Source organism: Polynucleobacter necessarius, from assembly GCF_900095205.1.
Classification (GTDB): domain Bacteria; phylum Pseudomonadota; class Gammaproteobacteria; order Burkholderiales; family Burkholderiaceae; genus Polynucleobacter; species Polynucleobacter necessarius_E.
On record NZ_LT606951.1, the window covers coordinates 524326 to 536803 of the forward strand.

Annotated in this window: 11 protein-coding genes and 3 pseudogenes; 11 read left to right on the forward strand and 3 right to left on the reverse strand. The window is 45.5% G+C overall.

Annotation, left to right across the window (positions count from 1 at the left end; genetic code table 11):
* Nucleotides 1-4: 4 nt before the first annotated feature.
* The 5 genes and pseudogenes from DXE37_RS02860 (at nucleotide 5) to DXE37_RS02880 (ending at nucleotide 6252) form a co-directional block, all read left to right on the forward strand.
* Nucleotides 5-926: pseudogene (locus tag DXE37_RS02860) on the forward strand (histone deacetylase family protein).
* 44 nt (nucleotides 927-970) lie between these two features.
* Nucleotides 971-2638 (forward strand): annotated as a pseudogene (locus tag DXE37_RS02865) (acyl-CoA synthetase).
* 55 nt (nucleotides 2639-2693) lie between these two features.
* Nucleotides 2694-3449 (forward strand): electron transfer flavoprotein subunit beta/FixA family protein, encoded by a 756-nt coding sequence (locus tag DXE37_RS02870; protein ID WP_114636518.1) that lies wholly within the window; start codon nucleotides 2694-2696, stop codon nucleotides 3447-3449.
* Nucleotides 3450-4385, forward strand: a complete 936-nt coding sequence (locus DXE37_RS02875; protein WP_114636519.1) for an electron transfer flavoprotein subunit alpha/FixB family protein — start codon at nucleotides 3450-3452, stop codon at nucleotides 4383-4385. It begins immediately after the preceding gene.
* 70 nt (nucleotides 4386-4455) lie between these two features.
* Nucleotides 4456-6252, forward strand: a pseudogene (locus DXE37_RS02880) (acyl-CoA dehydrogenase).
* A gap of 63 nt (nucleotides 6253-6315) precedes the next feature.
* On the opposite strand, the gene DXE37_RS02885 reads toward DXE37_RS02880, so the two are convergent.
* Together DXE37_RS02885 and DXE37_RS02890 are read right to left on the reverse strand one after the other, a co-directional pair.
* On the reverse strand, nucleotides 6316-6762 hold the full coding sequence (locus DXE37_RS02885; RefSeq protein WP_114636520.1) for a hypothetical protein: 447 nt from the start codon (nucleotides 6760-6762) through the stop codon (nucleotides 6316-6318).
* Between the two features lie 26 nt (nucleotides 6763-6788).
* Complete coding sequence (locus DXE37_RS02890; protein WP_114636521.1) at nucleotides 6789-7313, reverse strand: META domain-containing protein; 525 nt, start codon at nucleotides 7311-7313, stop codon at nucleotides 6789-6791.
* A gap of 223 nt (nucleotides 7314-7536) precedes the next feature.
* Here DXE37_RS02890 and rpsP point away from each other — a divergent pair, with 223 nt between their 5' ends.
* From rpsP to DXE37_RS02920, 6 genes are all read left to right on the forward strand, one after another.
* Nucleotides 7537-7782, forward strand: coding sequence for a 30S ribosomal protein S16 (gene rpsP / locus DXE37_RS02895; RefSeq protein ID WP_114636522.1), 246 nt, complete (start codon nucleotides 7537-7539; stop codon nucleotides 7780-7782).
* Nucleotides 7783-7874: 92 nt separating this feature from the next.
* Nucleotides 7875-8441, forward strand: coding sequence for a ribosome maturation factor RimM (gene rimM / locus DXE37_RS02900; RefSeq protein WP_114636523.1), 567 nt, complete (start codon nucleotides 7875-7877; stop codon nucleotides 8439-8441).
* Nucleotides 8442-8476: 35 nt separating this feature from the next.
* Nucleotides 8477-9223, forward strand: a complete 747-nt coding sequence (trmD, locus tag DXE37_RS02905; protein WP_114636524.1) for a tRNA (guanosine(37)-N1)-methyltransferase TrmD — start codon at nucleotides 8477-8479, stop codon at nucleotides 9221-9223.
* Nucleotides 9224-9356: 133 nt separating this feature from the next.
* On the forward strand, nucleotides 9357-9752 hold the full coding sequence (gene rplS, locus DXE37_RS02910; protein ID WP_114636525.1) for a 50S ribosomal protein L19: 396 nt from the start codon (nucleotides 9357-9359) through the stop codon (nucleotides 9750-9752).
* 467 nt (nucleotides 9753-10219) lie between these two features.
* Nucleotides 10220-10564 carry an NUDIX hydrolase gene (locus DXE37_RS12190; RefSeq protein WP_231971006.1) on the forward strand — a complete coding sequence of 115 codons (345 nt, stop codon included), beginning with the start codon at nucleotides 10220-10222 and terminating at the stop codon, nucleotides 10562-10564.
* Complete coding sequence (locus DXE37_RS02920; RefSeq protein ID WP_114636526.1) at nucleotides 10561-11520, forward strand: CobD/CbiB family protein; 960 nt, start codon at nucleotides 10561-10563, stop codon at nucleotides 11518-11520. Before DXE37_RS12190 ends, DXE37_RS02920 begins: the two co-directional genes overlap by 4 nt.
* Here DXE37_RS02920 and rsgA read toward each other — a convergent pair.
* A complete protein-coding gene (rsgA, locus tag DXE37_RS02925) occupies nucleotides 11465-12478 on the reverse strand; it encodes a ribosome small subunit-dependent GTPase A (protein WP_114636527.1) in 1014 nt (337 codons plus the stop codon). The genes DXE37_RS02920 and rsgA overlap by 56 nt on opposite strands.

Sequence of the window (12478 nt, forward strand, 5' to 3'; positions counted from 1 at the left end):
AGTAATGACAACAGGATACATAACTCATCCAGACTTTCTGAAACATGAGATGGGAAGCCATCATCCAGAGTGTCCCGAACGAATTCAGGCGATTAATGATCAATTAATTCGAAGTGGTGTTGATCGCTTTTTGCATCATTTGGATGCGCCGTTGGCAACCGAGGATCAGCTTGAGTTAGTTCATAGTCCGGACCATGTTTCTTTTGTAAAGGAGCGAGCTCCGGAGAGCGGGTACTTCATGTTCGATGGTGACACCATTATGAATCCCCATACTTATAGGGTATCTCTTTGCGCTGCTGGTGCTGCCATTGCAGGTGTAGATGCAGTGATGAAAGGGGAGGTGGAGAATGTTTTTTGTGCGGTAAGACCACCAAGGTCACCATGCTGAGCCGACCCGCTCTATGGGCTTTTGTTTATTTGATAACGTCGCTATTGCAGCGCGTTATGCGATGGAAACCTATGGTATTGAGCGAGTCGCCATTATTGATTTTGACGTTCATCATGGCAACGGCACGGAGGCGGCATTTTTCAACGATCCTAATGTCTTGATGTGCAGTTTCTTTCAGCACCCTTTTTATCCCTATAGCGGTTTGGATCATGCTAGCAATATGGTGAATGTCCCCTTGCCTGCGGCGATTTGCGGTGATGTAGTACGTTCGATTGTGGAGGAAAGGTGGATGCCTGCTTTGCAGAATTTTGAGCCAGAACTCATTATTATTTCTGCAGGCTTTGATGCGCATCGGGAAGATGATTTAGGTCAGATGGGGCTGGTAGAGGATGATTATGCTTGGATTACCAATCGTTTAAAAGTGATCGCTAATGACTATGCACAAGGCCGCATCGTGAGTTGCTTGGAGGGTGGTTACAATCTTTCGGCTTTAGGCCGCAGCGTGGTGGCTCACATTAAGGCATTAGCCGATATTTAATATATTAAATGCAATTGAGTAAAAACTGAAATCGAAAGCAAAAGATGGCAAATATTTATGAACAAGGTTTGGATCGCAACCCAGCCAACTACACCCCCATTACTCCGCTCTTATTTTTAGAGCGCTCAGCCGAAATTTACCCTAACAAAACGGCCATTATCCATGGGAATTTATGTCAGACTTGGATGCAAACATATGAGCGTTGCCGTCGCTTAGCTAGCGCTTTGCAAAAATATGGCATAGGTTTAGGGGATACGGTAGCGGTGATGCTGCCAAATACTCCACCGATGGTTGAGGCGCACTTTGGTATTCCTATGGCAGGGGGGGGCGGTTTTGAATGCTCTGAAATACTCGCTTAGATGCCGAATCGGTGGCATTTATGCTCAATCATGGTGAGGCTAAGGTAGTGATTGTTGACCCAGAGTTTTCTGGGGTAATGAAAAAAGCTCTTGAGATTGCGAAAAAAGATTCTGGCCGTGACTTTTTAGTCATCGATGTTGAAGAAAAAGAATTTGAAGTGCCTGGAGAAAAACTAGGAAAGCTAACCTATGAGCAATTACTAGCTGAAGGTGATCCCAAGTTTGCATGGCAAGTACCCGCAGATGAATGGCAAGCAATTTGCTTGAATTACACGTCTGGGAACTACTGGCAATCCAAAGGGAGTGGTTTATCACCATCGTGGCGCCGCAATTAATGCTGTTTCTAATGTGTTGGACTTGGGATATCAATAAGCATCCAGTGTATTTATGGACGCTCCCGATGTTCCATTGCAATGGTTGGTGTTTCCCATGGACGATTGCTGCGCGAGCAGGCGTGAATGTTTGTTTGCGTCGTGTTGATGCACAACATATTTTTGCGGCGATTAAAGAGCATGGCGTAACGCATTATTGTGCTGCCCCAATCGTGCATAACCTATTGGTGAATGCTCCGGACGAATTAAAGGCTGGTGTGCCTGCAGGCGTGAAAGGTTTGATCGCAGGCGCGCTGCACCACCCGCATCAATTACCGAAGGTATGGAAAAGTTAGGCTTTGACTTAACTCACGTTTATGGACTCACAGAGGTTTATGGTCCGGCGTCTGTTTGCGTCAAACAAGATGAGAGTGGAATGATTTAGATATTGGTGAGCGTGCTCGTTTAAATGCTCGTCAAGGCGTGCGTTATCACATGCAACAAGCAATCGCAGTTCTGGATCCAGAAAAACGATGAAGCCAGTGCCGGCTGACGGTGAAACCATGGGCGAAATTATGTTCAAGGGCAATATCGCTATGAAAGGTTATCTAAAAACGAAAAAGCAACTAAAGAAGCCTTTGAAGGGGGGCTGGTTCCATTCAGGCGATTTGGCTGTGATGAATCCTGATGGCTATGTGAAGATGAAAGATCGCAGTAAAGACATCATCATCTCTGGCGGGGAGAATATCTCTTCCGTAGAGATTGAAGATGTTCTTTATCGCCATCCTGCTGTGAATGCTGCCGCAGTCGTCGCGCTAAGCCCGACCCGAAGTGGGGCGAAACCCCCTGCGCCTTTCTGGAAATTAAGTCAGGAGCAGAGGTTACTGCTGAAGAGATTATTGCCCACTGTAAGCAACATTTAGCGGGCTTTAAGGTTCCTAGGGCTATTGTGTTCTGCGAGCTTCCCAAGACCTCTACAGGCAAAATTCAAAAGTTTGAATTGCGCAAACAGGCTGGATCGGCCGCCGCTATTGATGTCTAAAGCTTGAGCTACAAGGCGGATAAAATAGATCGTTAACCATTATTGAGAATTCCAAATGAAAATCTTAGTAGCCGTAAAACGCGTTGTAGATTATAACGTCAAAATTCGGGTCAAATCTGATAACTCAGGTGTAGATCTAGCAAATGTCAAAATGAGTATGAACCCTTTTGATGAAATCGCCGTCGAAGAAACGGTTCGTTTAAAAGAGGCTGGTGTAGCAACGGAAGTGGTGGTGATGACTGCTGGCGCGACCCAATGCCAAGAAACTCTGCGTACCGCTTTAGCGATTGGAGCTGATCGTGCCATTTTGGTAGAAACAGCTTCTGATGTTGATTTACAACCTTTGGCAGTAGCGAAGATTCTCAAGGCACTCTCCGAAAAAGAGCAAGCGCAAATTATTATTCTTGGTAAGCAAGCTATTGACGACGATAGCAATCAAACCGGTCAGATGCTTGCTAGCCTGATGGATATCCCACAGGCAACCTTTGCTTCTAAAGTGGTAGTTGCTGACGGTAAAGCTACCGTGACTCGTGAAGTGGATGGTGGATTGGAAACTATTGCACTGACATTGCCTGCTGTTATTACGACTGACTTGCGTCTTAATGAACCCCGTTATGTCACTTTGCCTAACATCATGAAGGCCAAGAAAAAAGTGATTGATATTGTCAAGCCTGAAGATTTGGGCGTCGACATTGCTCCGCGTCTCAAAACAATCAAAGTAGAAGAGCCACCTAAGCGCTCTGCCGGTGTCATGGTTGCTGATGTCGCAGCTCTTGTAGAAAAACTTAAAAATGAAGCGAAGGTGATTTAAATGGCCGCACTCGTTATTGCAGAACACGATAATCAATCTTTAAAAGCAGCTACGCTTAATTCGGTGGCCGCAGCCTTGCAATGCTCTCCAGAGGTGGATATTCTTATTGCTGGGAGTAGTGCTGATGCCGCTGTTCAAGCCGCTGCTCAAATTGCTGGCGTTCGTAAAGTAATTCAAATTGATGCGGCAAATTTAGCAGATCAGTTGGCTGAGCCTTTGGCAGCTCAAATTCTTTCCATTGCCAACGGCTATAGTCACATCCTCGCACCAGCCACTGCCAATGGCAAAAATGTCTTGCCACGCGTAGCCGCTAAATTGGATGTTGCTCAGTTATCTGACATTACCAAAGTAGTTAGTGCCGATACATTTGAGCGTCCGATCTACGCAGGTAATGCCATTGCCATTGTGCAATCTTCAGACCCTGTAAAGGTGATTACCGTTCGTACGACAGGCTTTGATCCTGTTGCTGCTAATGGTGGTTCTGCTGCTATCGAAAAAGCTGCTGCTGCAGATAGCATGACTCAATCATCTTTTGTAGGGCGTGAACTGACTAAATCAGATCGCCCAGAACTCACTGCCGCTAAGATCATCGTCTCTGGTGGTCGTGGCTTAGGGTCTGGTGAAAAGTATCAAGAACTGATTGCGCCACTAGCCGATAAGTTAGGTGCTGCCTTGGGTGCGTCTCGCGCAGCGGTAGATGCAGGTTACGTTCCAAATGATTACCAGGTAGGCCAGACTGGCAAGATTGTGGCTCCTCAGCTTTATATCGCTGTGGGCATCTCCGGTGCTATTCAGCATTTGGCGGGAATGAAGGACTCTAAAGTGATCGTTGCGATCAATAAAGATCCAGAGGCGCCTATTTTTAGTGTTGCCGATTATGGACTCGTTGCGGATTTAAATACTGCTATTCCTGAGCTCACAAAGGCCCTGGGTTAAAAAGTATTGAAGCGTTCAGTGTCACCAAATAATTTATGTAGTTATTCAGTTCGAATAAAGAGGAGTTGTAATGCCATACGTAGCCCCAGTCAAAGACATGTTTGTTTGTAATGAATGAATTAGCTGGTCTAGCGGATGTCGTTGCCTATCCTTATCCTTCCTATGCTGAAGCAGGTGCTGATGTTGATTTAGCGCCTGCAGTTCTAGAAGAATCTGCAAAATTTAATCAAGCTGTTGTTGCCCCACTGAACCGGACTGGTGATCAGAGCCCAAGCTCTTTAAAAGATGGGGTCGTAACTACCGCTCCTGGTTTTAAGAGTGCTTTCGAGCAATATGCAGCAGCAGGGTGTCAAGGAGTGATTCACCTGGCTGAGTTTGGTGGACAAGGTTTGCCAAAATTAATTGCAACTGTTTGTTTTGAAATGGTGCACTCAGCCAGTCTTTCGTTTGCTCTGTGCCCAATGCTGACTGATAGCGCAATTGAAGTGCTGCTCACTGCAGCTAGCGCAGAACTAAAAGAGCGTTTTGTACCCCAGATGATTTCGGGTGAGTGGACGGGTTCGATGTGCATAACTGAACCACAGGCGGGTTCTGACTTGTCGATGGTTCGCGCACGTGCAGTTCCAGAGGGCGATGGTGCTTATAAGATATTTGGCACCAAAATTTATATCACCTATGGTGAGCACGATATGGCTAAAAATATTATCCATTTAGTGTTAGCAAGAACTCCGGATGCGCCTGAGGGAGTTAAGGGCATCTCTTTATTTGTAGTGCCTAAGGTTCTTGGTTAAAGAAGATGGTTCATTAGGCGAGCGCAATGATGTGCATTGTGTCTCCTATTGAGCATAAGTTGGGTATTAAAGCGAGCCCGACTGCAGTTCTGCAATTTGGTGATCATGGTGGCGCTGTAGGCTATCTGGTTGGCGAAGAAAATCGCGGCCTTGAATACATGTTTGTCATGATGAATGCAGCTCGTTTTGCGGTAGGTATGCAAGGAGTTGCAGTAGCAGAGCGTGCCTATCAAAAAGCAGTTCGATATGCTAAAGATCGCGTACAAAGTCGCGACCTAGCTGGATCGCCTGGCCCTGTGACAATTATTCATCAGCCAGATGTGAAGCGTATGTTAATGACAATGCGTGCATATACCGAAGCATCGCATGCGCTTGCTTACTATGCTGCTGCTGCGTACGATGCGCAGCATGCCGCTCCTGATGAGGCGGTGAGTAAGGCTAATCAAGCTATTTATGAATTCTTAGTCCCTATCGTAAAGGGCTTCTCTACTGAGATGTCGATCGAAGTTGCTAGCTTGGGTGTTCAAGTGCATGGCGGCATGGGTTTCATTGAAGAAACAGGGGCAGCATAGCATTACCGCGATGCACATATCTTGACGATTTATGAAGGCACGACAGCAATTCAGGCAAACGACTTAGTTGGTAGAAAAACAGTGCGTGATGGCGGAGCGATTGCAAAAGAGTTGTCGCAAAAAATTGCGGAAACTGAAAAAGATTTAGCGGCGAGCGGTAGTGCGGACGCTAAAGCTGTTTTGGAGCAGTTGACTTTAGCGCGCGCCGCATTTGATCAGGCAGTCGCTTATATTGTTGCTAATGCAAAGACAGATATCAAGGCGGTCTATGCTGGTAGCTTTGCCTATCTGCGTTTATCCGGTTTGGTATTGGGTGGCTGGCAAATGGCCAGAGCGCTTTTAGCCGCTAAGCGTTTGCGTGATGGAGATCCAAAATTCTATGATGCAAAGATTGCAACAGCGCGTTTCTTTGCTGAGAATCTCATGCCCCAAGCTCAAGCGCTTGCAACTTCAATTATCGAGAGCGGACACTCTACTAATGCATTAGAGGTTGAGCAGTTCTAAGCAAAAGAGAAAATAAAAAACCGCTCCATAGAGCGGCTCTTTCAACAGAAAAGCTATCTGCAATTATTGGGATAGCTTTTTTGCTTCATGGATTTGTGAAATAAAGAATTGCTCAAATGAGACGGCTAGAAAAGTCATCATCACACCAGCACCAAAGACTAGTGAGAAGATGACAGTTAAGATTTCTAACCAACCCGAGCGAGTACGTCGATGTTCTTCAATTCCAGGATTAAATTGAGCATCCCATTTTTCATCTAAACGGAGCCCAAAAGCAATGGTGGTTAGCCAGCTTGCTTCAATTGCTATAAATTCAAACGTAATCAATACCCATCCTGGCGCAGAATGAAAATGAGCGTCTTTTAAAATGATCCAACCTACTGCGCCACCTATCAAAGCGAACAATTGAATCCATGCCCAAAAAGACTTAAACCCTTGCAGGTAAAAGCAATTCAGGCCACTACCAGGAAATAGCAATCCAAGTGCGCAAAAAAGGAGTTTAGATTTTTTCATGAATCTTTCTGAGGATTGGAAGGCCTTTAATTATTAGGCTTTTGCGTAAAACTTAACACTTCACGATCAGTGCCAACCATGAGCAATTGATCACCATTGCGCACAATGCTGCGATAGTCATTTAATTCGTATAGAAAATCATTTTCTAATTCCATGCGCTGTGGACTACAAGCCATTTTGGTGCTTGCAATTTGCTTAAGAGAAAATCCGCGAGAGTCTTCGTCTAGGGAGGCAGTAAAGCGATTGCAACCTGTTGATCCACTGACACGTTGACCAGTGGCATCAAAAATAATTTGTATCGGATTGCTCGCATCACCCTTTGGAATTTGGCGTGTGCGTACTTCGCCATTGTTATTGGGTGGTAAATTCCAGCGAGTAAGCTCCCATTTAGTGTTTTTTAACTCACTACTTGGCGGGCTTATTTTGGCTCCGCATGACGGTATGACATTAGCGCATCCAGCAAAAAGTCCAATACCCAGGCAAGAAACAGCCATAAATAGCTTTTTTAAAGGCAAACTGGTGGGCTTTAAGGGCTTGTATTGATGGATCATATTTATCTAAGTTATTGTTTTTAATGTATTTTTTATCCAATAGGGTATTCTGTTCTACTGTCTTGCTTGCTTAAATAGGTGGAAGAAGTAGGGGTTTTCGTCTAGAATATGAGGTTTTCCACTCTACCGTATCTTTTGTTTGGTGGGCTGGAGCCCAAGATTTTGTAGAAATTTCATTGGATTGTAATCAACCTGTTTTCATTTTAGATTTTAAGGAATAAGTATGGTCGTCATTCGACTGGCACGCGGCGGTTCTAAGAAGCGCCCTTTTTACAGCATCGTTGCTACTGATAAGTGCAACCGTCGTGACTCGAACTTTATCGAGCGTATTGGTTATTTCAACCCACAAGCAGTGGCCACTGAGCAAGCAATGCGCATTGCTCAAGATCGTTTGATTTACTGGGCTGGTGTTGGTGCGCAAATCTCCCCAACAGTAGTTCGTTTGATTAAAAATAATCTAGCTGTTTAATATCTCATTGCTAAAAGCTTCATCGATGCGGTGGAGTTTTTAGTGACAAGATGTTTAGTTGTTTTATTTCAGGAAAATAAGGTGTTTTACTCATGAGCGCACCTTCCCCGAATGATTTGATTGAACTCGGCGCTATATCTGAGGCGCAAGGTTTGCAGGGCCAGGTCAAAGTTAGACCTCACTCTTCAGAGCCTGTAGCACTTCTCTCTTCTAAATCAGTTTGGTTATCTCTTATCCCACGTAGGGATGTCGGCGTTTCTGTGTCCACAGAGCAAGTCTCATTGACGGAATATAAAGTAAAGAGTGCCAAGATGCACAGCGGCAACGTTGTGATGTCACTTGAGGGCATCAGTGATCGCGATCAAGCTCTTGCATTAAAAGGTGCAAGGATATTGGTGGCTCGCGACGCATTCCCAAAGGCAGATAGCGATTCTTATTACTGGGTTGATCTCATCGGATGTAAGGCGGTCAATCTGCAAGACGAGGTTCTTGGTGAAGTTGTTGATATTACTGAGAATAGTGCGCATGGTGTCATTGCAATTGGCATACCCGAGACTAAAGAAATGAAATATTTGGTGCCATTTGTCAAAGAGGTTGTCCAAAAGGTCGACTTACCAAATAAAACGATTACCCTTGATTGGCAGTCTGACTGGCAATAATCATTTAGAGATAAATTTCAAAAATAGCTACTGATATGCGCTTTGACGTTGTGACCTTATTTCCAGAAATGTTCTCAGCGCTAACGCAATGGGGTATTACAGGTCGCGCAGGCCAACAATCTCTGGCGAGCGTTCATCTATGGAATCCGCGAGATTTTTGCTCAGACCCTCGTAAAACAGTGGATGATCGCGCTTATGGTGGTGGCCCAGGCATGGTCATGATGGCTAAGCCTCTGGAGGATACGGTTGCCGGAATTCAGGCTGCCCATCAGGCGGCGGGCATCAAAAGTGGACCCATTTGCTTATTAGCACCCCAAGGAGAGCGTTTTTCTCAGAAGATAGCGATAAATATCATCAATTATGGCAATTTAAGCTTCATTTGTGGTCGATATGAAGCGGTTGACCAGCGTTTTATTGATCGAAACGTTGATTTACAGCTTTCTATTGGGGATTTTGTGCTTTCTGGCGGTGAAATTCCTGCTATGGCGATGATAGATGCGGTCATCAGGTTGATTCCTGGGGCGCTTGGAGACGGTGAATCTGCTGCGCAAGATAGCTTTATGAATGGTCTTTTAGACTACCCCCACTACACTCGCCCAGAAATATATGAAAATTTATCTGTGCCAGACGTGCTTTTAGGCGGACATCACGCTAAAATAGCGGATTGGCGTCGGCAGAAGTCTTTAGAGCTGACGTTCAGGTTAAGGCCGGACTTAATTGAATCGGCTAGAGCCAAAGGGTTGCTAACTCGAGAAGATGAACAATTTCTTCGCTCTCTGTAAATACTTTTAGTGTGCAGTAGTGAAAAGGTGGTTTGGTTTTTGGTTTAGTGAAATTGTTTTAACTGCATCCTCTATTAGGTCCGTTGGCTTTGGTCTCGGGATTAAACGCTAATACGATGTTTAAGGATTAAAAATGAATTTAATTGCAAAAATTGAGCAAGAAGAAATTGCTCGCTTAAGTGCTAACAAAGTACTGCCTAGCTTCGCTCCTGGCGATACTGTTGTTGTTAGCGTAAACGTTGTTGAAGGTACACGTAAGCGTACCCAAGCCTTTGAAGGCGTTGTGATTGCTAAGCGTAATCGCGGACTCAATTCCAGCTTTATCGTGCGTAAAATTTCTTCCGGTGAAGGCGTTGAGCGGACTTTCCAAACATATTCACCATTAATCGCTAGCGTTGAAGTGAAGCGTCGCGGTGATGTACGTCGTGCTAAGTTGTATTACTTGCGTGATCGTTCAGGTAAGTCAGCACGTATTAAAGAAAAGCTTCAGGCACGTGTTAAGCCAACAGCTGCTGTAGCTGCTGAGTAATCGCTGCTTTGATGCAAACAGAAAGGCGGCCTAGGTCTCGCCTTTTTTGTTGCCTTAGAATATGACAATGCCCAAGACCTCGAGCCCAGAAGACTATGCAATTAATGTTGCCGCGCCTCCGGGATTTAATGCGGAGGCGATACCCATTCATCAGACTTGCGCCGGCGAGAAAATAGTTGTGAGCGAATTTTTGGAGCCAAGTAGTTTAAAGGCTCGCCTACAATCTTCGCCGCAATGGCAACCTGAAATATTACTGATGAAAATCGTCATGTCATCGCTGCAAATATTATTGCCAAGCGCCAGGCGGCTGGAAAGGTTACCAAAGCAGCAGTATTGATTCCTTTGGCCCTAAAAGAAGATGGCTTATCGGTACTACTTACGCAAAGAACAAATCATTTGCATGATCATGCTGGTCAAATTAGCTTTCCTGGGGGTCGGTCGCATGGACCCTGAGGATCAAAGCCAAAATGACACTGCTTTACGAGAAAGTAGAGAGGAAATTGGGCTGGATCCTAGTAAGAGTGGAGATTGTTGGCCAGTTACCTCAATATTTGACTGTTTCTGGTTACAGCGTCACACTAGTAGTAGGATTGGTACAAGCTCAGGCAGAATATGTCTTGGATGAGTTTGAAGTGGCTGATGTGTTTGAGGTGCCACTCCGTTTTTTGTTAGACCCTGCAAATCATCAAGTCAGATTGTGGCAAAGTGAGCAGGGTGGACGTCGTTTTTATTCAATACCTTATGAGAACCGCTTTATTCGGGGTGCTACTGCGGGAATGTTGCGCAACCTTTATCATTTATTAAAAGTATGACTTTCTTTTCTATTCTCTTCGCCCTCATTGCTGAGCAATATCGTCCAGTAACTTCGAGTCATTGGATTGCACGCGCTTGCGCCCGCTGGTTAGATTGGGTGGCTGGAGAGTTCGGCGGCAAAACAGAAGAGGGTGCAAGCCCGGTTGGTGCTCGAATGGCCTGTTTAGTCGCATTCATTCTTCCAACCTTTTTGGTATTTATTGTGTATGTCACATGTATGGTGACTTACCCAATTCTGGGTTTTATCTGGAATATCGTTATTGCGTATTTGTTTTTTGGTTTCCGTCAATTTAGTCATTCCTTTACTGCCGTGCATGAAGCGATTGAAGCGCATGATTTGCCGGCGGCACGAGCTGCCTTGGGTGAGTGGTACGATCCTGAGTTAGATACTTCTGATCTTTCTGAAACCGAAGTGATTTCCTTGGCGCTCGAGCGTGCCATTATTGGTTCGCATCACCATGTATTTGGCGTATTGTTTTGGTTCATGATGCCAATGGGTCCGGCAGGTGTAGTGCTTTACCGATTAGCAGATATCGCTGCACGGCGTTGGTCTGAGCGCGGTGACATGAACTTGAGTGAGTCCGCTCGCCATTTTTTCTACGTATTAGATTGGGTTCCTGCACGCATCACAGCAATGGGCTTTGCGATCGTCGGAAACTTTGAGGGTGCTGTATACGGCTGGCGTTATTTGACGCAAAAATGGTCGGACTCTTTATCGGCAGTGATTTTGGCTGCGGGTAGCGGTGCCTTAGGCGTTCGTCTAGGTGAGCCGATGAGTGAACCTGACAGCGATGAAGCTCTGCGTATGGCTGAGGCTGGTGAGCCAGTGGTATATGAAGTAGGCCTTGAGCCCACTGAGCGGACGATGCGCTCTGCAGTAGGGCTAGTGTGGCGCTTAGTTATCGCTTGGATGGCTTTGTTGCTAATGCTGACCATCGCTCTTCGGCTTGGCTAATTCCCTGAATTTGCACATCTGCTGTTTTTGAATCAGAGTGTAGTTGTCTAAATAGCGTCAATCTTTCTGGCGCTATTTCATTTCTCTCAACCGCTTCTCGTACCGCACAGTCTGGCTCTAAGAGATGTGCGCAATTATGAAAGCGGCACTTCCCTAGAAGGTCTTTAAATTCTCTAAAAGCGTGCTGTAATTCGCTCACGGACATGTGTGCTAAACCAAATTCTTGAAAGCCAGGAGAGTCAATGAGTGCTCCTAGTTTACCTGTTTCATCTCTGCCCCATGCTTCTGGTAACTCAAAGTAACGGCATGCTGTCGTGGTGTGTTTGCCAGTATCCAATCGCACAGAATATTCTTGAGTGAGTGCTGCAGCATTTGGGATCCACGCATTTAATAGGCTGGATTTTCCCATGCCAGATTGACCTACAAAGACGGAAACTTTACCTTGAAGTGCAGGGCGAAGCGCATTAATAGAAGTGGGATCAAACTTTGCAGATACCTTGCTTACTGGATATCCCATGCGTGCATACAGTTCAATGATCTTGCGTGCATGCGCCAAGTTATCTTTGAGATCGCATTTATTGAGCAAGATATGTAGACCAATCTGATTGGCTTCTGCAGCTACAACCGCTCTACCCAAGAGGTCAGGCGAGAAAGCGGGTTGTGTAGCGAGCACTACTAGGATTTGATCAACATTAGATGCAATCAGCTTGCTCTTAAAAGCATCAGAGCGATACAGAAGATTTTCTCGGGGCTCAATCTGAATAATGCGGGCTTGGTCGGCCGAGGTCATTTCTAGAAACATGCGATCGCCCACAGCCCCGACGTGTTGCTTGGCAGGCGTGCTTACTTGAATCAGTGGTCCATCGGGTGTTTCGAGACCCTTTGTATCTGCAATTAAACGCTGCGCCAAATAATGCCTTCCGTAGGAAGCAATGAGAAGCGCATGAAATTGTTCCAT